The organism is Mesorhizobium sp. RCAM 05104, from assembly GCF_059683645.1.
Map to the genome: position 1 here is coordinate 6,706,529 of NZ_CM185033.1, position 21,335 is coordinate 6,727,863.

Consider the following 21,335-nt stretch of genomic DNA (forward strand, 5'->3'; position numbering starts at 1 on the left):
CCTGACAGGCTGACAAGAATGGCAAACGGCACCAAGACCAGGAAGATCCTGCTCATATCGACCGACAGGACGTTTGTGCAGGATACGCGGACCGCATTCGCCTCCTCCGAGATCATCCAACTCGCGACCGTGGAAAAGAATGTCAGCGAACTGCGCGGCGAGATCCAGGAGGCCGATTTCGGCGTGATCATCGTCGACATGGACGCGGCAAAACTGGAGGAGGTCGAGTCGCTGCAGCGCATCATGCGCCGGCTGGAGGGCAAGGTGCCTGTCGTCGTCGTCACCCAGGAATTCAACGCGGCCGCGGTGCGCATCCTCGTGCAGCTCAAGGTCGCGGATTTCCTGGTCAAGCCGATCGGCACCGCCGACCTCGTGCGTTCCGTCGTCCGTGCGCTGCAAGGGCCTGGGCGCGAGGAAAACACCGAGTCGCAGATCTACACCTTCATGCCGGCCGCGGGCGGCGTCGGAACCACGACGCTGGCGTTGCAGACTGCTTTCCAGCTGCATCACTCGGTAACGCGCGGCGCCTCTACCTGCGTGGTCGACCTCAATTTCCAGCAGGGCGCCTGTGCCGAATATCTCGACCTCGAGCCGCGCTTCGACATCACCGAGATCGAGAACCAGCCCGAGCGCCTCGACCGGCAACTGCTCGACGTGATGCTGTCCAAGCATGCCAGCGGGCTTTGCGTGCTGGCGGCGCCGACGCATCCCGCCGAGATGCGCTCGTTCAAGACCGATGTCGTGGTGCGTATGCTGGATCTTGTCTCGGCGTATTTCGACAATGTCGTCATCGACATGCCACGCACCTGGTTTCCGTGGACGGAGACCGTGCTGCTCGGTTCCAACAAGCTCTACATCGTCGCCGAAATGACGGTGCCGTGCCTGCGCCACACGCAGCGGCTGATCCAGGCGGTCTATGAGACCGTGGGCAAGGAAGTGAAGCCGAACGTCATCGTCAACCGTTTCGAGCAGAAGATGTTCGACAATGGCATCAAGCAAGCCGACGTCCAGGAGATCCTTGGCGAGCATTTCGTCGGCGGCATTTCGAACAACTACCGTCTGGTGCGTGAGGCGGTCGACCGTGGCGTGCCGCTGCACGAGATCGATCCGAACGCCAATGTCATCAACGACCTGAAGAAGATCATCCTGCCAGAGGAAGCGGTCCCAACCCGGACGAAATCGCGTTCGCTGTTTGGCATGGGCAGGGAATTGCTGAAGAGGAAAGCAGGATGAGCAGCCGCTTCTCCACCCTGCAGAACCGCGATGCGCGTCCGCAGCGCGCTGCCGAGCCAACGCCGGTCGCGCATAATGCCGTCGTCATCCCGACGAGCCGAAAGGCCTTGCCGGCAAAGCCGGAAGCAGCGCCTGCGAAGAATGCCAACAAGGTGCTCGATGCTCGCGTGCGCATCCACCGGCTGCTGCTCGAGGAGATCAATCTTGTCGCGTTGGAGCGTCTGCCCAAGGATGAGATGCGCCGCCAGGTGCATGATTTCGTGTCGGAAAAAACCAAGCAGGAGCGGATGGCGATCAACACCGCCGAGCTTGGCGCGCTGGTCGACGACATTGTCGACGAGATGGTTGGTCTCGGCCCGCTGGAGCCGCTGCTCAAGGATCCCGACATCAATGACATCCTGATCAACGGCCATCAGAACTGCTTTGTCGAAAAGAAGGGCAAGCTGCAGCAGGTTCACATTCCGTTCAAGGACGAGGCGCATCTCTTGCGCATCATCAACAAAATCGTTGCAGCTGTCGGCCGCCGCGTCGATGAATCCCAGCCGATGGTCGACGCGCGCATGCTGGACGGCTCGCGTTTCAACGCCGCCATCCGGCCGGTCGCCGTCGACGGGCCGTTGGTGTCGATCCGCAAGTTCTCCAAGAACAAGCTCGGCCTGCACAAGCTGGTCGAATTCGGCGCCATCACCCAGAACATGGCCGAAGTGCTGGCCGCGGCGGTCCACGCCCGCAAGACGACGATCATTTCGGGTGGTACCGGCACCGGCAAGACGACCATGCTCAACGCGCTGTCGGCCTTTATTCCCGAAGACGAGCGGCTGATCACCATCGAGGACGCGGCCGAGTTGCAGTTGCAGCAGCCGCATGTCGCGCGCATGGAGACGCGCCCGGCCAACATCGAAGGCCATGGCGAACTGAAGCAGCGCGATCTCGTCAAGAACGCACTGCGCATGCGTCCCGACCGCGTCATTCTCGGGGAGTGCCGCGGCGAAGAAGCCTTCGACATGCTGCAGGCGATGAATACAGGCCACGAAGGATCGATGGCGACCATCCATGCCAACACGCCGCGCGACGCCATTTCGCGCCTTGAGCAGATGCTTGGCATGACCGGCATGCCGATGACGGTGCAATCGATCCGCAGTCAGATCGCCAGCGCACTCGACCTTATCGTCCAGCTGACACGCCTGTCCGACGGCAAGCGCAAGGTGACCAGCGTCGCCGAGGTGACCGGCATGGAAGGCGACGTCATCCAGATGCAGGAGATCTTCCGCTTCGTGCGCACCGGCATGGAGGCCGACGGCAAGATCCTCGGTTACTACGAGGCGACCGGCATCCGGCCGCGTTTCCTCGAGGATCTGCGCGCCATGGGCATCGAATTCCCCGGGCGATACTTCGAACCCGGCCGGCCGCAGGAGTAGCCAAGTGTTCGACGGGTTCAGCGCGATCTATGTCATCTATGCTGCAGCCGCGCTTACCGGCGTCCTCATCGCCGAGGCCTGCTATCTGCTTTACGCCGGCCGCAGCGACAAGCGGAGTGCCATCAACCGGCGCATGAAGCTGCAGGGAAACAAGATCAGCCAGGAGCAGGTGCTGATCCAGCTGCGCAAGGAGCGCGGCCTCGATGCGGGGACATCGGTGTTCTCGCCGGACCGGTTTCGTGCGCTGCGCACCCAGTCTGGCATGATCATGCCGCAGCCGAAATTCCTGATGATCACCTCCGGCGTGGCATTCGCCGCCGCTCTGGTCGCCATCTGGTACGGCTTGCCGCTATTGATGGGGCTCGTGCTGTTTGTCGTGCTGGTGCCGGTGGTGCCGGTGATGACGATGCGTTCCATGCGCAAGCGCCGGCTGAAGCGGTTCGGCGTGCAACTGCCGGAGGCACTGGAACTGATCACGCGCGGCCTGAAGGCCGGCCATCCGGTGCCGGTGGCGATCGCCATGGTGTCGCGTGAGATGCCCGACCCGATCGGCACCGAGTTCGGCGTCATCGCCGACGAAGTGACCTATGGATCCGATCTGGTTTCGGCGTTGAACTCGCTGTTCGACCGGGTTGGCCATGAGGACCTGCCGCTGTTCGTCACCGCCGTCTCGATCCAGACCAGTTCGGGCGGCAATCTGCGCGAGATCCTCGATGGCCTGTCGGCGACGATCCGCGAGCGCGGCAAGCTGCGCCGCAAGGTGCGGGCCATTTCGACCGAAGGCCGCATGTCGGCTTATATTCTGACGGCAATACCGGCACTGCTGTTTGCCGCCATCATGGCGCTGATGCCTGAGTTTTATCGCGACGTCTGGGGTGTGCCGAAAACCTGGTACCTGATCGGCGGGTCGATCACCTGGCTGATGCTGGGCAATCTGATGATGTTCAAGATGTCGAATTTCCGGTTCTGACATGCAGGGCTTCGTCGAATTCCTCGCCTCGCTCGCACCGACCTCGCTGATGCCGGTGGCCATCATGCTGCTGGCCGCCGGCGCTATCGCTGTCGCTTGGCCGATGGTGGCGGCGAAGGGCGACCGTAACGAAGTCAAGCGCCGGCTCAAGGTCGACGACGGTCCCGTGGCCGCGAAGCCCGAGCCGGTGCAGAAGAAGAATGCCGGCGTGGTGCGCGAGAAGGCAGTCAAGAAGGCACAGGAATTCTATGCCAGGAGCGACCCGGAAAATGTCGCCCGGCTGCGCATGAAGCTCATCCAGGCGGGTTACATGGAACCGCGCGCCGTCGGCATGTTTTTCCTTGTCCGGTTCACGGCGATGATCGGCACGGCGATCGGTGTCTTCGGGCTCAACCAGTGGATGGCCAGTCCGGACGCGACAATGGCCAGCCGTTGGACATTCGTCATCCTGTCAGGCGCGGCCGGCTATTTCCTGCCGGGCCTGGTGCTGAGCCAGAAGGTGCGGGAAAAGAGGCGCGAATACCGCAACGGCTTTCCCGATTTCATGGACCTGATGATCGTCTGCTCGGATGCGGGCATGAGCATGGAGGCCGGCATCGAGCGCGTCTCGAGGGAACTCGCCAAGACTTATCCGGCGCTCAGCCAGAACCTGCAGCTGGTGTCGCTGGAGCTGAGGGCAGGGCGCAGCCTCGATGATGCGCTGAAGGCGCTTGGTGACCGTCTCAGCTTGGACGAGGTTCGCTCCTTCGCCACGTTGTTGCAGCAGTCGAAGGAGCTCGGCACCAGCCTGTCGGGGGCGCTGCGCGTCTTTTCCGACGAAATGCGCCACAAGCGCATGTCGCTGGCCGAGGAAAAGGCGCATGCCTTGCCAGCCAAGATGTCGGTGCCGGTGACGTTGTGCATCCTGCCGGTGGTGCTGATGATCGCGATCATCCCGATCATCGTCAGGATGACCTCGCATTAGGATGTATTGGATTTCAGATGAGGCCGGCCTGCAAGGGCTGCGGTACGTCGGGATTTGCAAAGCCGGCAAATGAGCGCTGAGAAATGCGGCTGCTCCATGACGGCAGCGGCGCTCAAGATCCTAGGATCGTGAGAACTCCGCTCGCGCCTTTGCCGCAATGGTTCCTCTGGGAACAGGAAAGCCTTGCGGCCTGTGCCTGGTGGTTAATGGCTGGTGTGCGGGAAACCAAATCTTAGGTGCATTTCGGCACCGAAGTTTAATCGCTCTTCTGTATCGTAATTCCTGAAGAAACGACCCGGCAAATCGGGCGACGGGGCAGGGGCATGCGTCATACAACTTTCACGGCGGCGGCCGCGATGGCGGCCATTCTTATGGTTACCGGCTGTTCGACCAGCACTATCGACAAGACCAAGACCACGGCTATTCAGCCGGCGGCAAAGGACGTCGACACCTCCGATCTGGCGCAAGGCAAGGCGCAGTTTCGCGACGCCAATTACGGTCTTGCCGAACAGCACTTCCGCAAGGCCGTCGAGCTGAAGGCCGACAACGCAGAGGCTTGGATGGGGCTAGCCGCGTCCTATGACGAGCTCGGCCGCTTCGACTTCGCCGACCGCGCCTACAGCCAGCTTTTGAAAGTCGCCGGCCGCAAGCCGCAGATCGTCAACAACATGGGCTATTCGCAACTGCTGCGCGGCAACAAGAAGAAGGCCAAGGTGCTGCTGCTCGAAGCGAAGGCCGGCATGGCTGATCCCACGGTCGTCAACGCCAACCTTGCTCTGCTGAACAAGGGTTGATCTGGTGCGTCCCGGCAGCCGGTCCGGTTTCGGGACACATGGCATCGACACTTTGTAAACCCTCTCCGCAGGTCGGGTCGAAAGATCAGCTGAAAACCATATCTGAGGGCCGTCGCTGACCTAGAATGCAGCGCAACCGCCGACGCTCAAGGGGCCCTCTCCAAACATGCTGGACTTCAGTTCGCTCCTGCTCGCAGCCGCGCTGTCGGGCACCTGCCTCAGCATCACCATGTTTGCGATCTGGTTCGCCGCGCCCAAGGCAGGCTTCGTCCTGACGGTGGCGTGCGGCATTCTGGTGCTCGTCGCGCATGTGATCCTGTTCTGGCGGTACGCCAGGGAACCTGATCCGCTGCTTTGCCAGATCGCGCTTGCGCTGCTCAGTCTGGGGTTCCTGATCCTGTGCCTGTCGGCCATGCAGTATCTCGGCGTGCCCGGCTACCGGCGTGCCGTCGCGCCGACGCTTGCCGCCATGGCCGTTTGTGCGGTCGTGACCTTCTTCGGCCTTGATGGCGTCGGCTTCATCATCACCTACACGACGGTGACCGCGCTGCTGGCGACGATCGGGGCCATGTTCTGGATCAACGGCAGCCATGATCGGCGGATCCTGCTGGTGGTTTCGTTTCTGAGCGGCACCTGTGCGGTATCGTTTGCCCTTTGCGGTCTTGTTCTGCTGACCAGCGGGCAGTGGACGCTCGGGGCCGCGCCCGACAACTGGGCCGAACGACTGAATACCGTCGTGGCGGTGGCCTGCATGACCGGTCTCGGCGCATTGACGCTGTCCCTCCACCATCTGCAGGCGCAGATCGAGCTGAAGGCCGAGACCATGACCGATCCGTTGACGGGACTGATGAACCGTCGCGGGTTGAAGTCACTCTATGGCGAGCGGACTTTCGGTCCGTTCATGTCCATCGTCATGTTTGACCTCGACCATTTCAAGAGGACGAACGATGTCTATGGCCACCCGGTGGGGGACCAGGTCCTGTGCCGCTTTGCCGCTGTCATCAAGAAGTATGCCAGGACCGGCGTCGACGCCTTTCGCCTGGGCGGCGAGGAATTCGCCATCGTCATGTCGCGGATGACCGAAGAGAGGGCGTATGATCTCGCCAGCAAGATCGGCGTTGCCTTCGGCACCGAAATCGTCGCCACCCAGAACGGTCCTTTGCGCAGCACGGTCAGCGGCGGGATCGGCTTTGGCGAGGCAAGCGGCAGCAGCCTCGATGAAGTACTGGCCGAGGCCGACGCGGCGCTCTATGCCGCCAAGCGCGCCGGGCGAAATTGTGTCATCAGCCAAAAAAGGACGGGCAAGGCCGAACCGATCAAGCCGGCCTTGCGCTCCGCGTGAATTACTCCGCGGCTCCCAGATAGTCCGACAGCGGCGGGCAGGAGCAGACCAGGTTGCGGTCGCCGGCGACATTGTCGATGCGCGACACCGGCGGCCAGTACTTTGCGGCGGTATCGGCATCGCCGGCGGGATAGGCTGCTTCCAGGCGCGAATAGGGGTGGGTCCACTGGCCGGCCAGGGCCTCGGCGGCGGTGTGCGGTGCGTTGACCAGCGGGTTGTCGGCCAAAGGCCATTCGCCCCTGGCGACCTTTGCCGCTTCGCCTGATATGGCGATCATTGCCTCGCAGAAGCGATCGAGTTCACGCTTCGGCTCGGACTCGGTCGGTTCCACCATCAGCGTGCCGGGAACGGGGAACGACATGGTCGGCGCATGGAAACCATAGTCGATCAGGCGCTTGGCCACGTCGTCGACGCTGATGCCGGCACTGTCCTTGAGCACGCGGGTGTCGAGAATGCACTCATGCGCGACGCGTCCCTGCCTCCCCTTGTAGAGCACGGGGAAATGCGCGCCGAGCCGCGTTGCCACATAGTTGGCGGACAGGATCGCCGTTTCAGTCGCCTGCTTGAGGCCAGACGCGCCCATCATGCGGATGTACATCCAGGTGATCGGCAGGATCGAGGCGCTGCCGAACGGAGCCGCCGACACGGCATGGGCCGAGCCTTCGGTGACATGGCCGGGCAGATAGGGCTTCAGATGCGCCTTGACGCCGATCGGGCCGATGCCGGGACCGCCGCCGCCATGCGGGATGCAGAAGGTCTTGTGCAGGTTCATGTGGCAGACATCGGCGCCGATGTCGCCGGGCCGCGCCAGGCCGACGAGGGCGTTGAGGTTGGCGCCGTCGAAATAAACCTGCCCGCCATGCTCATGGATCAGCGCGCAGAGGTCGCGCGCGCCTTCCTCGAACACGCCATGCGTCGAAGGATAGGTGAACATCAGCGCGGCGAGATTGTGCGCATGTTCGGCCGCCTTGGCCTTCATGTCGTCCATGTCGATGTTGCCGTCGTCGGTGCAGCGCACGACGACGACGCTCATGCCGGCCATGGCGGCACTCGCCGGGTTGGTGCCATGCGCCGAGGACGGGATCAGGCAGACGGTGCGGTGATTGTCGCCGCGCGAGCGGTGGTAGCCGCGGATGGCGAGCAGGCCGGCATATTCGCCTTGGCTGCCGGCATTGGGCTGCAAGGTGACGGCGTCGAAGCCGGTGATCTCCGACAACCAGCCCTCCAACTCGCCGATCATGGCGCGATAGCCGGCCGAATGCGCGGCCGGCGCGAAGGGATGCAGGTTGGCGATGCTCGGCCAACTCACCGGCATCATCTCGGCGGCGGCGTTGAGCTTCATGGTGCAGGATCCCAGCGGGATCATGGCGCGGTCGAGCGCCAGGTCCTTGTCGGCGAGCCGGCGCAGGAAGCGCATCATGTCGGTTTCCGACTTGTTTTCATGGAAGACAGGCTGGGTCAGGAACTCCTTGCCGCGCGGTTTGCCAGGCATCGTGCTGCCGGCCGAGGGACCAGCCTTGGCGCCGAACAACGCCGCGATCGCGTCGAGATCGGCATCGGTCGAGGTTTCGTCGAAGCTGATGCCGACATGGTCGGCGTCGATGACGCGCAGCAGCCGGCCGGTCTTTTCGGCGGCCGTCGCGATCTGCGCGGCCTTGCCCTTCGCTTCCACCGTCACCGTGTCGAAACGGCCGGCGCCCAGCACCGACACGCCTGCCGCCTCGAGGCCGCTAGCCAGACGGTTGGCGAGCGCGTGTATGCGCCCGGCAATCGCCTGCAGGCCGGCGGGGCCGTGCCAGATGGCGTAAGCGGTCGCCATGTTGGCGAGCAGCGCCTGCGCGGTGCAGATGTTGGAGGTCGCCTTGTCGCGGCGGATATGCTGCTCGCGCGTCTGCAGGGCAAGCCGATAGCCGGGACGGCCCTTGCTGTCGGTGGATTGGCCGACCAGGCGGCCGGGCATCAGTCGCGTCAGCTTGTCGGAAACGGCGCAATAGGCGGCGTGCGGGCCGCCAAAGCCCATCGGCACGCCAAAGCGCTGCATCGGGCCGACAGCAATGTCAGCGCCGAGTTTTGCTGGGGCGTCGGTCAGCGTCAGGCCGAGTGGGTCGGCGATGAACACGACCAGCGCGCCGGTCGCACGGGCCTTTTCGATCGCGGCCTTGTGATCGCCATAGACGCCAAACGTGTCCGGCCAGGAGACGAGCAGAGCGGCGGTGTTGTCGTCGATCGTCTCGCCGTCGATCTCGATGCCGAGCGGCTCGGCGCGGGTGCGCACCACGTCCAGAGTCTGCGGATGCGGCGTGCCGGCAAGCGCTATCTTGGTGCGCTTGTCGCGATGGTGGCGCAACGCGATGCCGACGGCTTCCGCGACCGCTGTGGCTTCATCAAGCAGCGAGGCCGACGCCACCGGCAGGCCGGTCAGCTCGGCCACCAGCGTCTGGAAGTTGAACAGCATTTCGAGCCGACCCTGGCTGATCTCGGCCTGGTAGGGCGTGTAGGCCGTGTACCAGGCCGGGTTCTCGAACAGGTTGCGCTGGATGACCGGCGGGACGTGGACGCCGTGATAGCCGGCGCCGATGAAGCTCTTCAGCACCGTATTCCTGGCCATCGTCGCCGAAAGCTCGGCCAGCGCTTCCGCCTCGCTCGCCGGTGCGGGCAAGGCAAGCGGCCGGTCGAGCCGGATCGACTTCGGCACGGACTGGCTGATCAGCGTCTCGACCGAGGGAACGCCGATGGCGGCGAGCATCGCTCTGGTGTCATTGAGGCCCGGGCCGATGTGGCGGGCCGAGAAGGGGTAGGGTGCTGCGGTCATCTTGTCCAAGTCCTGATATCAGCCGATATGGGCTTTGTAGGCGGCCTCATCCATGAGGCCCGCGAGCTGGCTTTCGTCGGCAAGCTTCATCTTCCACAGCCAGCCGGCGCCGGTCGCCGCCGAGTTGACCAGTGACGGATCCGAGGACAGCTTGCCATTGGCCTCGGTGATTTCGCCATCGACCGGCGCGTAGACGTCGGAGGCCGCCTTGACGGATTCGACCACGACGGCGGTGTCGCCCTTGGACAGCTTCCTTCCCGTTTCCGGAAGTTCGACGAAGACGAGGTCGCCGAGCTGTTCCTGCGCGTAGTCGGTGATGCCGACGGTGGCGACGCCGCCCTCGACGCGGAGCCATTCGTGATCTTCGGTGAAATAGATCGTTGCCATGAAGATTATCCTTTGCGGTAGCGATGCGGTGTGAAGGGCAGGGAGCTGATATCGACAGGGATTTTCGTGCCGCGCACGTCGGCGAAAACCCGTGTTCCGGGCTTTGCCAGTGGTGTCGCGACATAACCCATGGCGACCGGATGGCCGGCCGACGGGCCGAAGCCGCCTGAGGTGACATGGCCGGCGGGCTTGCCGTCGCCATCGAAGAGCGCAGCACCGGCGCGCACCGGCTGGCGGCCTTCCGGCTTCAAGCCAACGCGCTTTTGCGCCGGGCCGCGCTCCACGGCGGCGCGCAGCGCGTCGGCGCCGATGAAAGCGCCGGAAGCGCGGATATCCTTCGGGATCGCCCACATCAGCGCGGCAGCGACCGGGTCGGTCTCCGGCGTGATGTCCTGGCCATGCAGGCAGAGTCCGGCTTCCAGCCGCAGGCTGTCGCGAGCGGCAAGGCCGATCCACAGCACCCGCTCATCTGCAAGGAGTTTCGCGACAAGGCCGCGCGCATCGGCCTCTGGCAGGCCGATCTCGAAACCGTCCTCGCCGGTATAGCCTGACCGGCTCATAAACCAGTTCTTTCGTGGTTCGACACCGTGCATGAACAGCAGCGACCCGGTCTCGATGCCGGCACGGGAAAGGGCTGCCCAGGCTTCCGGTCCCTGGATGGCCAGGAAGACGCGGTCGATGGGCTCGACCCTGGCGTCGAAACCCTTGGCAAGCTCACGCAGATGCTTTTCGTCCGCGACGGCATTGCCGGCATTGGCAACCACCATGAAGCGCTCGTCGCCGAGCCTGGTCACGATCAGATCGTCGAGAATGCCGCCTGCTTCATTGAGGAAAAATGTCAGTTTGGACTGGGAGATTTCCAGCGCGCCGGCATCCAGCGGGCAGGCGCGGTTGAGGAGCGAAGCCGCTCCCGGCCCGCTGACCTCGAACAGCCTCATATGCGAGATGTCGAACAGGCCGGCATGTTCGCGGGTGTGAAGATGCTCCTTCATGACGCCGGCCGGATAGGTCAGGGGCATCGACCAGCCGGCAAAGGCGCCAAAGCGCGCACCAGCGGCCACATGGATATCTTCGAGGGGAAGGTGTTTGGTGTCGTCGCCCGTCATGTCGTCTCCAGAGTCGCACGCAATCGGCCGCTGATGGCGACCAGTCCGTGCCCCTCTGTCTGAAGCCTGAGAGACTCGCGCAGCCGGAACTCTGTCAGCGGCGCTTACACCTTCGGCGCGGGGGCAAGCCCCGACTTTCCAGAGTGTCTTTCCCGTCTACGGTTCTTTTGCCTGAGAGATTTCGGGCGATTTCCCCTTCGGCGACAGCTCTCGCTGCTCTCTCCCGCAAACAGGTAGGACTCAAAACCTGAGCCCTCGACGCGCCATCCATAGCCCGTCGGCGACACCTTGTCACCTCCCAGCGACATCTAAAGCGCATCGCGCTGAAACGGATTCACTTAGCTCTTTGATTTTTGCGCGTGTCGTTCTCCGAAACCGCTGCACATTCTTGGGCAACATGCATTGGCGGGCAAGTCTTCGCTAACCACGCCGTTTGCCGGTTTTTCAAGACACTCCTGATATACCGGCAAAAATGACGCTTTGGGCCGGTTTCTGCTGGTAGCTGGGGACGACAAATGGGCGAATTGATCATGAGCGCGCCGGTGGCGGGGCTGACCTCGAAAAGCCGCATCGCCGCTGAAGACGTGGCCATGTTGCGCCACGAAGTGTTCGGCGACGGCGTGGTTACGCGCGGCGAGGCCGAGGCGCTGTTCGCTCTCGACGCCACGGCGCGGGAGAAATGCCCGGAATGGCCGCCGTTCTTCGTCGAGGCGGTTACCGACTACATCGTTCACCAGGAAAAGCCTTCCGGCTACATCTCGCAGGACAATGCCGACTGGCTGATCCGCACGATCTCGCGTGACGGCATGGTCGACAGCCGGACCGAACTCGAATTGCTGGTGCATGTGCTGGAAAAAGCGCGGTCGTCGCCGGGCCGGCTTTGCGTCTATGCGCTGGAGCAGGTCGCCCACGCGGTCATCGATGGCAAGGGGCCGCTGATGCTCGGTGGTACGTTGGTTCCCGGACTGATCGCCAAGGCGGAGGTCGAGCTGCTGCGCCGCATCCTCCATGCCCATGGCGGCGACGGCAACATTGCCATCACCCGCGCCGAGGCCGAGGTGCTGTTCAGGATCAACGAACAGACCGCCCAGGCCAACAACGATCCGTCCTGGAACGACCTGTTCGTCAAGGCGATCGCCAATTTTGTCATGTGCTCGGCCGGCTATGAAGCACCGACACGCGATGTGGCGCTGCGCCAAGAATCCTTCCTGGAACAGGCCGATCCGCAAATCGGCAGCTTCTTCAGCCGCATGATGTCGGGTGGATTTGCCGGCCTCATGGAGGCCTACCGGTCCCCGGACGACATCGAGGCCGAATGGGAGGCCAAGAACAGGGCGGCCGAGGCATTGGCCCGTCGTGCCGAGACGATCGATGCCGGCGAAGCCGGATGGCTGATCGAGCATATCGGCGTCGACAGGCCCTTGTACGAGAACGAACGCGCACTGCTGACGCTGATCAAGCACGCCACGCCGGAGATTCATCCGGCGCTGAAGCCGCTGCTCGACAAGGTCGCCTGACAAATATTGGGTCGCCTGACCAGTATTGGCTTGCCTGGCCAGTCCTGGGCTACCTGATCAGGTCTGGTCGACGTCTATGTAGATCCGGGCTAGGCCTTCCCTGACGGTCGACATGGCATCGGCGACACTGATGCTGATGTGGTCATGCATGAGCCTGGCGGCCCTGTCGGCATCGCGGGCGACCATGGCGCGGGCGATGTCGCGGTGTTCAGTGTAGGTCGTCGACAGCCGCCGGTGCTTTTCGACTTCGATCTTGCGCACGAAATGGATGCGCGTGTTGATGCCTTCGAGCATGCGCGCCAGTTCGGAATTGCCTGACAGCCTGGCGATGCGGATATGGAATTCTTCGTCCCTGGCTGTCAGTTCGGCGCTGGAAAACGCGTCCGCGCGCGCCATGGTGTTTGCCCACCAGTCGATGAGCGCGGCGAGATCCTCATCCGTGGCACGCTGGATTGCCAGCCTGACGGAACGCTCCTCGAGCACGATGCGCACGTCGGAAAGATTGACGACCTCCTCGACATCGAAGCCGCGGCAAAAGAAGCCGCGATTGGTCTGGAAGGTGATGAGCCCCTCCGTGACAAGCCGCTGCAGGGCCTCGCGGATCGGGCTGCGGCTGACATTCAGCCTGGCGGCAAGCTCTACTTCGTTGATGCGTTCGTTCGGCTTGAAGCGATAGTCCATCGCCATCCGGCGGATCTCCGCATAGACCCGCGGGCCGGTCTTGATCGGCTTGGATGCCAGCGCCGCGCTGTGGTCCTGGCTGCTTTGCCTGTTGGATCGGAGCATGGCGTCGGTCAAGCCTTTGCGGCGCTCGGCGCGGCGAACCGCACTTGTGCGGGGAGTATGCCGTCGAGGGCTATTGGCGCGGCGCGCCCGGCGATCAGATCGGCGACGATGCGGGCCGATCCATGCGCCATGGTCCAGCCGATATGACCATGGCCGGTGTTCAGCCAAAGGTTCCTGATGCCCCGCTGGCCAAGGACCGGCAGATTGTCGGGCGTCATCGGTCTGAGGCACGCCCGCATCTCGGCGCGATCATAGTCGATGCCGCGCGGGAACAGCTCCTGCGCGACGCGTTTCATGAAGGCGAAATCCGAAGGCTTGTGGCTGCGATCATAGCCGGCGAATTCCGCGGTGGCGGTAACGCGGATGCGATCGCCCATCGGCGTGATGGCAACGAGATTGTGCTCGTCGATAACGGGAAGCTTTGGGGCCAGGGCCTGGTCGACGATGGGAATGGTCAGCGAATATCCCTTGATCGGATAGATCGGCAGGCCAAGGCCGATCTTGCGGGCGAGGATCGGGCTCTCCGCGCCCAGACACAGGACGTAGCCGTCGGCCAAAACCTCACCCTTGTCGGTGGTCACCCGAGTGATCGCACCGTTGCTGCGTTCGATGCCGAGGATCCTGGTTCCCGTCAGGATCTTGCCACCCCGCGACTCGACAATGGCCGCCAGGGCGCGCGTGAACTTGGCGGCGTCGCCGGTTTCGTCGGTTGGACACAAAATTCCACCGGCAATGCTGTCGCGCGACGAGGCAAGTGCCGGCTCGCGGTCAACGATTTGCTGCGCGTCGACAATGCGGATCTCCTGGCCGTCGGCTTCCAGCAGGCGCATGTTGGCGACGCCCTTGTCGAGCGCCTGACGGCTGCGATGGAAGTAAAGGATGCCGGCCGACGTCCTGTCATATTCCAGGCCTTCATCCCTGACGACCGCCTGAAGGACCGATTGGGAATGAACCGCCAGGCGATGCTTGAGGAGGGTGTTGCGGCGCGCCTTGGCGGCCGTGCATTGCATGAGGAAGCGCAGCGACCAGGTGTAGAGATGCGGGTCGGCGGAGAGTCTGAAGCGAAGCGCCTGGTCTTTCAGGAACAGCGATTTCAAAAGGATTTTTGGCGCGGCAGGCGATGACCAGACGAAGGAATGGCCGGGCGCGATCATGCCGGCATTGGCCCAGCTCGCCCCCTCGGCCACCTGCGGTGCCTGATCGAGAACGGTGACCGCGTGGCCATCCTTTTGCAGCTGATAGGCGGTGGTTATCCCGACAACGCCCCCGCCCAAGATCACTACGTGCATCGCCGCCCCGAATGGCTGTCGTTTCACTGTCGACAATTCAATAGGAAGACGTCGATCGTTGTCAACGGCGCATGCATTGGCGACCGGGAAGTGGTTCGTTCAGACCGAAATTCCGACGTTTTTTGACCCTTCAAGCCTCGGGTGCCTCTTGACACCTTCGACATTGTCGCCGTTTTCTATTGTCGACAATTCGGATTGGCATCTGGAAAGGGGACTGCATTTGGACACCCCGGTTACACGCGCCGAAGACACTCTCGTCCTCGACAAGGAACACATTCCATTCAAGACGGATGACGGTATCGGCACCCGCGCCAATCTCGGTCTGCTGGTCCTGCGAACCGATCAGACCATCGAGGACGAATTCCGCTACGCACTGCCCGCGCGCGACGTCGCGCTCTACGAGGCCCGGCTTTACAGCGATGTCGAGATCACGCCGGAGAACCTGATGAAGATGTCGGCGGTGATCCCCGGCACGGTCGGCCTTTTGCCCGACGTCAAATTCGATGTGATCGGCTTTGCCTGCACGTCGGGAGCGCTTGTCATCGGCGAGGACAAGGTCGCCGCGCGGGTGCACGAGGTGCTGCCCGGCGTACAGGTGACCAACCCGGTGACGGCGGCGCGCGCCGCGCTGAAGGCCCTGGGCGTCTCGCGGATCGCGCTGCTGACGCCCTACCTTGCAAAAATCAATCATTCGCTGCGCGCATCGCTGATGGCGCGGGGGATGGACATCCCGGTCATGGGCTCTTTCAACGAAGCGGACGACAATGTCGTGGCACGCATCACGCCGGCATCGGTCAAGCAGGCCATTCTCGAGATCGGCGCGTCCAGCGAATGCGAAGCGGTGTTCGTTTCGTGCACCAGCATGCGTGTTGCCCGGATCATCGAGGAGGTCGAGACGGAGCTGAAGAAACCGGTCACCTCGAGCAACCATGCACTTGCCTGGCACATGCTGCGGCTCGGCGGCGTCGCCGAACAGATCGCCGGAAAGGGCGAGTTGTTTCGCCGCCCGCTGTAGGCCCTGTCGTGCTGGTGCCTAGAGGCGAGATCTAGGCGCTGCTGTCGCTGTGGTCGGAAAGATCCCGCATGGCGGCGGTAACCAACCTCACCAGCTCCGATTGCCGGCGCACGCCGGTTCGGCTGTAGGCAGCCTTGAGATGATAGCGAACCGTGTTCATCGAGATGCCGGCGCGATCGGCATAGGTTTGCAGGTCTTCGTTGGCGGCGATGGCCGCGACGAGTTGCGCCGTGCCTCTTGGCAGGCCGAAAAGCGCACTGATCGTCTGTGCGTCCGACCGCGCCTTGAGCAGCGGGTCGTGGATTATGAACATGACGCCGCGCGGCCTCGAACTTGTGGTGCCGACGCCATGATCGAGGAAGAACGGGGCAACCATGACGCCATAAGGTGGTCTACCGGCAGCCCGGGCAGCTCGCACGACGCCGCCGGCGCCGCCTGAGCGGACATCGTTTTCGAGTTCCGCGAGCTTGTTGTTGGCGGCTCGGCTCAAGGCTAAAAGCCGGCCGCCACGGCCAATCGACAGACCGTCACCGGCATCGGCGATCCGGCGAGCCGCGGCGTTGACGAACAGGCTGCGCCCGTACTCGTCGAGCGCCACGACACCAGCGGCGAGCCGGTCGCACATTTCGGACATGGCGCCTGCCGCGCCTTCGAGTTCTAGAAAACTGCGGCGAAGCTGCAATGCCCGTGCAAGGTGGGGCATGAGCGCTTCGAGCCTGGCGATATCGTCGTCGTCGAAGGGCTTGCGGTCACGCGGCCGCTGCAGGCCGACCATGGCGAAACGGCCCTTTGTCGACGCGAGCGTCCCGCCAAGGCATTCTTCCAGCCCCAGGGGCCGGAAGAACTCGTTGAAGAAAATGCCGGGTTTTCGGGTCTCTTCAGGAAGCAGCCGATAAGTGGGCATGGCGGTGCCTGCAGGCAAGGCCATGAACGCCCTTGGTGCCGGGTCCAGTGCGGTGAAATCGCGCTGATAGCGATCCAGCACCTCGCCTTTGAAAAGGCCGACGGAAGCCTGCGCCGACACCTCCGGCCGCGCCGCATCGAAATCCAGCAATATGGCCGTGGCGACGTCGAACAGGCCGCCGAGGAGGTCAAGCGAGGCGTCAAATTCCGCCCTGTCGCGCACCCCAAGATAGAGCGCGTCGAGAAACTGCGTCTCGCGCTTCTGCACCAAGGTCAAGCCCGCCCCCGGTTTCCGGCAGCGGCGCACCCCATAATCGGAGCACGCAGCATGCCCGAAAAGAAGTTCTGTCTGAGTTACCCCGGCCGCATCGTCCCCAACTGGAGGCAGGTTGTCAAACGGTGCCTTGGTGGAAGCCAGGATCAGCGGCTGAATGAAAAGGACCTCGCCGCCTACCCGTTTGGGTAGGGTTCTCCAGTCGTGAAACTGCTCTTCTACCCGGAGGGACGTCCACTCAGGGAGAACAACACATGACCATATTGCGTAAAGTGCTTGCTCTTGCATTTGCTGCCGGCCTTGGCTCGACAACGCTGGCCTTCGCCGGCGGGATGACGCCGGAACAACAGGCCGATGCGCGCACGAAGGTCGAAACCGCCGTGGCGCTAGCCAATATCGCCAAGGCCGACAAGGACGGCGAAGCAATGCTTGTCGCCGCCAGAATGCTGGCCGAGGCCGGGCCGGTGGCTGAGCAGGGCGCCAAGATGAAGGACGGCAAGCCGGTCCTCATGGACACAGGCAAGATGGCCAAGATGGCCAAGGAAATGGGCGCCGATGCCAAGAAGGCCGATGCCGTTGCCAGCAAGGCCACGTCCAGCGGTGAAACGGCGCGCAGCGATGGCTACTGGTACTACAGCTGCGATTCCTACAACAATTGTCAGTGGATTTACGCCGGCTATTGAGCGGGGCCGGGGGGCTCATGCAAAGCCAAGCGTAACTGATCGGCCCGTGGCCTCCGCGGGCCGATCATCCTTTTGTCGGTGGGTCAAATCCCGCCATACCAGTCGTAGCCATTGTCTTCCCAATAGCCACCGCGACCACCGCCGATATTGGCGAAGCCATCGACCAGTTCGATCTTGTAGAGATATTTCGGCATCTTGTAGCCGAGCTGGCGTTCGACACGGGCACGCAACGGCGCGCCGTTCTCGACCGGCAGCGGCTTGCCATTCAGGCCATAGGCAAGGATCGTCTGCGGGTGGCGTGCATCGATCAGGTCGATGGTGCCGTAATATTTGATGTCGCCGGACAGGCTGCGATCGATCGTGTCGAGGCAATGGAACATGACGTAGCGCGCCTGCGGCTTGACCACCGCCTGGTCCAGCACCAGAGACAGCGGTGTGCCGGTCCATTTGGCGATGCAGCTCCAGCCTTCGACGCAGTCGTGGCGGGTGATCTGGGTGCGGCTCGGCATGTTCATCAATTGCTCGCGGCTCAGCGACAACGGCTTTTCGACAAGGCCTGATACCTCAAGCCTCCAGTCGGCGAAGTTGTTGGCGAGCAGACCCTTGTAGACATCGTCGTCCGGCGCCGTGACGCCGTTCGGCCGCTGCGGCTGACGGATGTCGGCCTCGGTGAATTCCGGCGCCAGCGCGTCGCGGCCGGCGAGCAGGCGTTGCGCGCGGTATGTCAGGCCATTGGCGTTTTCGAGGAAACTGCGCAGGCCGCCGCCGATGCTTAGTTGGCTGTCGAAGGCGTCGCATCCCGACAGCATCATGCCTGAAGCGCCGAGGCTGGCCGCGGTCAGGAACTTTCGGCGGCTGATCTGAAATTTCGCCATGTCACGCACTCCTCTGCTCGGTTTCGTCCTCATGTACCGGAGGGTCGGTGCGGTACCAGCCGGTTATGATGGAGCGCAGTTCGTTGATCGGGCCGGCGGCGAGGATCATCAGCATGTGAATGACGAAGAAGGCGACCAGCAGCACCATGACGGTGAAATGGATGGTGCGTGCGGTTTGTCTGCCACCGAGCAGATCGTTGAGGAACGGCAGCACCGAATTCATGCTTGGCGACATGGCCAGACCGGTGATGATCATCAGCGGCAACAGCACGAACAGCACACCGCCATAGGCCATCTTCTGCAGCGTGTTGTATTCGCGCGTGTGGTGGAACCTGAGCTTCGCATGGTCAACGATGTCCCGCGGCAACCGCTTGAGATCATCAAGGCGCGGGGCGAGGTCGCGACGCAGATGGCCGTTGATCAGGCTTGCAACCAGCCAGACGAGCAAGGTCGTGGTCAGTATCCAGGCAAAGAAGAAATGCACGACACGCGCGGTGCCGAGATCGTAGTAGGACGGGATCGTCGCCCAGGACGGAAAGCCGCGCGCCGTCTCGTTGCCCGCCGGACCCGACCAGCCGAGCACCCCGGTGGTGTCGAAGCGCTTGCCGAAGACCTCGGTGTAGCCGCGCGGCCCGGCGTCGGTATTCTCGGCGCCGATGGCGAAGACGGTATTGTTGTACTCGAAGCCCGACTGCTTGCCGATATAGAGCTGCGGCCGGGCGTTGAAGATCTGCAGGCCGGAAAGCAGCATGAAGAACAGCGAGATGGCCCAGAGCCAATGCGTCAGCCGCGTCCAGCGCGATTGCCGGTAGATCAGCGTTTTGTCGCTCGAAGCGGGAGCGCCCGGTCCTGCGGTGGATTGGCTTCTGGCAACGGATTCCATGTTTGTCTCGTCTCCCGGCCTCGCGGCGTGGCCTGCGCGTTCATTGTCCTCCTGATACGTAGCGATCCAAACCGATGTTTCACCCGATCACGGATTTATTACGAGTTGCCGAGGCTGACGGCGAGGTTGACGACGGCAGCGACGATGACCGTGTTGAAGAAGAACGACAGGATCGAATGGACAAGGACGACGCGGCGCATATGCGAGGTCGTTATGGCAGTGTCGGCGGTCTGCGCGGTCATGCCGATGACCGTCGCGAAATAAAGGAAATCCCAACCTTCAGGCCGTTTGCCGCCAGGAAAATCGAGGCCGCCGACCGGGATTTTCTTCTTGGTTTCGGCATCGATCGCATCGCCGTCCATCCAGTAGACATGGGCATAGTGGAGCGCTGCCATGGCATGAATGGTGAACCAGCCGAGCGGGATCGACAACAGCGCAAAGCTGAGTTCGATGGGGTCGCGACCCTTGTGATTGATAAGCTGGAACAGCAGGACCGTGGCAACGGCGACAACACCAAGCGTGACGGCAAAGATGCCGAGAACCGGCAGGTCGATCTCACGCGCATTCTTGCTCAGATAGCGGCCGGTGAGCAGCGGCATCTGGGCAATGACCAACACGACAAAGGCGGCGAAGAATATATTGGCGCCGATCAAAATCGAGTAGGCTAGCGGCACGCCCGAGATGAGCGCGATCACGAATGCCGGTATGCCGACGCAGGCAGACATCGCGAACTGCATGTGCCGGTGCACTGGCGTCTTGATCGGCGTATCGATCGTCATGGCTCAGCCCGGTGTGGCGGATTTGAGCGCCCGCCGCAAGATGCGGTCGAGTTCGCCAAGGAACCGCGAGCGATCCTGCGGCGCGAAGCTGGCATTGTAGCCCTTGCTTTCGCCGGTCTCGCGCAGATGCTGCTTGAGGTCGCGCATCGCCACTGCCATGCCGATCGTTTCCGGGGTGAAGGGGCGCCCGGTGGGTCCGAGCACATGTGCGCCGAGCGCCACCGCGCGCGCCGCAAGTGGAATGTCGGCCGTCACCACGATGTCATTGGCGCGCGCATTGTCGACGATCCAGTCGTCGGCGGCGTCGGCTCCCTTGGAGACGACGACATTGCGGATCATCGGATCGCGCGATGGCCGCAAGCCGCCATTGGAGACGTAGGTTACCACAACGCCATGGCGCTCGGCGACCTTCTCGACCTCGGCTTTGACCGGGCAGGCGTCGGCATCGACGAGGATTTGGGGGCTGGAAGTCACTGGGCGGGCACAAGTCCAAGAAGCAGCTGCGTTACAATCGGGTCACGATCCACTAGCCCTTTTGGCTTGCGATCGGAAGTCACCGCAACCAACCTTGGCGTGTTCAGTTCTTGCATCCTTTGCAAGGCGGCCACGTTGTTGGCCGTTTCGGGAATTGACTGATCAGAGAAGCCGTAGAGCGAGCGAACCGGCGCTGGGTCGGTCCCGTGTATGGCATCGATGAATGGTTTTGCATTGAACAGTGGCACAGGCGACTGTTCGTAGTCATCCTTGTCTGTCAGTTGCGAGAGGATCACATCCGCCCTGGCCGACGCAATGTAGGCCCCTCCGGAATCAGTTATGATAATCAACAGGTTGGGGTCGTAGTGAACGAGAACCGAGATGTATTTCGCTATGATGTCTGCCTTGTAGTAGTCACCTCTGCCCAACTGCAGCGACACGGCTATCGGTTGACCGACCCCAAGGTTGCCAACGATGCGCTTAAGGTCGTCCAGCCCGCCTTTGCCGTAAAGATCGCCCGAGACTTTGATGTGTCCCACCGGGACGATTGTCTTTTCCGCTTCTTGCCTGAATTTCGCGCCCCAGCCGCCGGGTCCCGCCAATTCGCTGATTTTTCCCGAGCCGATCCCGTAAGCAAGCAGCGGAATGATCATCAGCGCGATCAGCGTCGTGCTGTCGCCAAACGAAAATCGTTTGATGCTGTACGCGAGGCCTGTTCCTACGATCAAAACACCGGCGGCAAAGAGGATCGGCAGCATCGTCTCCCCCAACTGCTTTAAAGCATGTCTGGGGAATTCATATCACATCTTGTCTTGTCGGTCCGTTCGGCCT

Annotated in this window: 20 protein-coding genes and 1 riboswitch; of the genes, 9 read left to right on the top strand and 11 right to left on the bottom strand. The window is 62.8% G+C overall.

Translation table 11 applies throughout. The features are described 5' to 3' along the window. Positions 1-18: 18 nt before the first annotated feature. The 6 genes from AC56QP_RS32785 to AC56QP_RS32810 all read left to right on the top strand — a co-directional run bounded on the left by AC56QP_RS32785 (position 19) and on the right by AC56QP_RS32810 (position 6,721). Positions 19-1,233, top strand: a complete 1,215-nt coding sequence (locus AC56QP_RS32785; protein WP_489861773.1) for a CpaE/TadZ family protein — start codon at positions 19-21, stop codon at positions 1,231-1,233. Next, positions 1,230-2,651, top strand: coding sequence for a TadA family conjugal transfer-associated ATPase (locus tag AC56QP_RS32790; RefSeq protein ID WP_489861772.1), 1,422 nt, complete (start codon positions 1,230-1,232; stop codon positions 2,649-2,651). Before AC56QP_RS32785 ends, AC56QP_RS32790 begins: the two co-directional genes overlap by 4 nt. A gap of 4 nt (positions 2,652-2,655) precedes the next feature. Further along, a complete protein-coding gene (locus AC56QP_RS32795; protein WP_489861771.1) occupies positions 2,656-3,621 on the top strand; it encodes a type II secretion system F family protein in 966 nt (321 codons plus the stop codon). Between the two features lies 1 nt (position 3,622). Beyond that, positions 3,623-4,585: a type II secretion system F family protein gene (locus AC56QP_RS32800; RefSeq protein WP_489861770.1), complete on the top strand. Its 963-nt coding sequence runs from the start codon at positions 3,623-3,625 to the stop codon at positions 4,583-4,585. Positions 4,586-4,908: 323 nt separating this feature from the next. Further along, complete coding sequence (locus AC56QP_RS32805) at positions 4,909-5,379, top strand: tetratricopeptide repeat protein (protein ID WP_489861769.1); 471 nt, start codon at positions 4,909-4,911, stop codon at positions 5,377-5,379. 166 nt (positions 5,380-5,545) lie between these two features. Further along, positions 5,546-6,721, top strand: a complete 1,176-nt coding sequence (locus tag AC56QP_RS32810; protein WP_489861768.1) for a GGDEF domain-containing protein — start codon at positions 5,546-5,548, stop codon at positions 6,719-6,721. 1 nt (position 6,722) lies between these two features. Here AC56QP_RS32810 and gcvP read toward each other — a convergent pair whose 3' ends face one another. Genes gcvP through gcvT form a run of 3 tightly spaced genes read right to left on the bottom strand, consistent with a single transcriptional unit; the run spans position 6,723 to position 11,026 of the window. After that, positions 6,723-9,533, bottom strand: a complete 2,811-nt coding sequence (gene gcvP, locus AC56QP_RS32815; protein ID WP_489861767.1) for an aminomethyl-transferring glycine dehydrogenase — start codon at positions 9,531-9,533, stop codon at positions 6,723-6,725. Positions 9,534-9,551: 18 nt separating this feature from the next. Beyond that, positions 9,552-9,920 (bottom strand): glycine cleavage system protein GcvH, encoded by a 369-nt coding sequence (gene gcvH, locus AC56QP_RS32820; protein WP_489861766.1) that lies wholly within the window; start codon positions 9,918-9,920, stop codon positions 9,552-9,554. A gap of 5 nt (positions 9,921-9,925) precedes the next feature. After that, positions 9,926-11,026, bottom strand: coding sequence for a glycine cleavage system aminomethyltransferase GcvT (gcvT, locus tag AC56QP_RS32825; protein ID WP_489861765.1), 1,101 nt, complete (start codon positions 11,024-11,026; stop codon positions 9,926-9,928). A gap of 149 nt (positions 11,027-11,175) precedes the next feature. Beyond that, a riboswitch (glycine riboswitch) is annotated at positions 11,176-11,262 on the bottom strand. Between the two features lie 279 nt (positions 11,263-11,541). Between gcvT and AC56QP_RS32830 the strand changes: the two genes are divergently transcribed. Next, a complete protein-coding gene (locus AC56QP_RS32830) occupies positions 11,542-12,543 on the top strand; it encodes a hypothetical protein (RefSeq protein WP_489861764.1) in 1,002 nt (333 codons plus the stop codon). Positions 12,544-12,600: 57 nt separating this feature from the next. Here AC56QP_RS32830 and AC56QP_RS32835 read toward each other — a convergent pair whose 3' ends face one another. Next, positions 12,601-13,329, bottom strand: a complete 729-nt coding sequence (locus tag AC56QP_RS32835; protein ID WP_489861763.1) for a GntR family transcriptional regulator — start codon at positions 13,327-13,329, stop codon at positions 12,601-12,603. An 8-nt stretch (positions 13,330-13,337) separates the two neighbouring features. Further along, positions 13,338-14,618 carry a D-amino acid dehydrogenase gene (locus AC56QP_RS32840; RefSeq protein ID WP_489861762.1) on the bottom strand — a complete coding sequence of 427 codons (1,281 nt, stop codon included), beginning with the start codon at positions 14,616-14,618 and terminating at the stop codon, positions 13,338-13,340. Positions 14,619-14,838: 220 nt separating this feature from the next. Between AC56QP_RS32840 and AC56QP_RS32845 the strand changes: the two genes are divergently transcribed. Continuing rightward, positions 14,839-15,633 carry a maleate cis-trans isomerase family protein gene (locus tag AC56QP_RS32845; RefSeq protein ID WP_489861761.1) on the top strand — a complete coding sequence of 265 codons (795 nt, stop codon included), beginning with the start codon at positions 14,839-14,841 and terminating at the stop codon, positions 15,631-15,633. A gap of 31 nt (positions 15,634-15,664) precedes the next feature. On the opposite strand, the gene AC56QP_RS32850 is transcribed toward AC56QP_RS32845, so the two are convergent. Further along, the gene (locus AC56QP_RS32850) at positions 15,665-17,122 is read right to left on the bottom strand and encodes a helix-turn-helix transcriptional regulator (RefSeq protein ID WP_489861760.1); all 1,458 of its coding nucleotides are present in this window, start codon (positions 17,120-17,122) and stop codon (positions 15,665-15,667) included. Between AC56QP_RS32850 and AC56QP_RS32855 the strand changes: the two genes are divergently transcribed. Continuing rightward, the gene (locus tag AC56QP_RS32855) at positions 17,065-17,493 is read left to right on the top strand and encodes a hypothetical protein (protein ID WP_489861759.1); all 429 of its coding nucleotides are present in this window, start codon (positions 17,065-17,067) and stop codon (positions 17,491-17,493) included. The genes AC56QP_RS32850 and AC56QP_RS32855 overlap by 58 nt on opposite strands. An 83-nt stretch (positions 17,494-17,576) precedes the next feature. On the opposite strand, the gene AC56QP_RS32860 is transcribed toward AC56QP_RS32855, so the two are convergent. From AC56QP_RS32860 to AC56QP_RS32880, 5 genes are all read right to left on the bottom strand, one after another. Beyond that, positions 17,577-18,368, bottom strand: coding sequence for a molybdopterin-binding protein (locus AC56QP_RS32860; RefSeq protein WP_489861758.1), 792 nt, complete (start codon positions 18,366-18,368; stop codon positions 17,577-17,579). A 1-nt stretch (position 18,369) separates the two neighbouring features. Further along, positions 18,370-19,251: a cytochrome b/b6 domain-containing protein gene (locus AC56QP_RS32865; protein ID WP_489861757.1), complete on the bottom strand. Its 882-nt coding sequence runs from the start codon at positions 19,249-19,251 to the stop codon at positions 18,370-18,372. 98 nt (positions 19,252-19,349) lie between these two features. Continuing rightward, the gene (locus AC56QP_RS32870; protein ID WP_489861756.1) at positions 19,350-20,030 is read right to left on the bottom strand and encodes a DUF1345 domain-containing protein; all 681 of its coding nucleotides are present in this window, start codon (positions 20,028-20,030) and stop codon (positions 19,350-19,352) included. Positions 20,031-20,033: 3 nt separating this feature from the next. Continuing rightward, entirely contained in the window at positions 20,034-20,504 is a 471-nt protein-coding gene (locus AC56QP_RS32875) for a YaiI/YqxD family protein (RefSeq protein WP_256750448.1), read from the bottom strand. Continuing rightward, entirely contained in the window at positions 20,501-21,262 is a 762-nt protein-coding gene (locus AC56QP_RS32880) for a hypothetical protein (RefSeq protein WP_489861755.1), read from the bottom strand. The genes AC56QP_RS32875 and AC56QP_RS32880 overlap by 4 nt, the downstream gene beginning before the upstream one ends. Positions 21,263-21,335 lie beyond the last annotated feature (73 nt).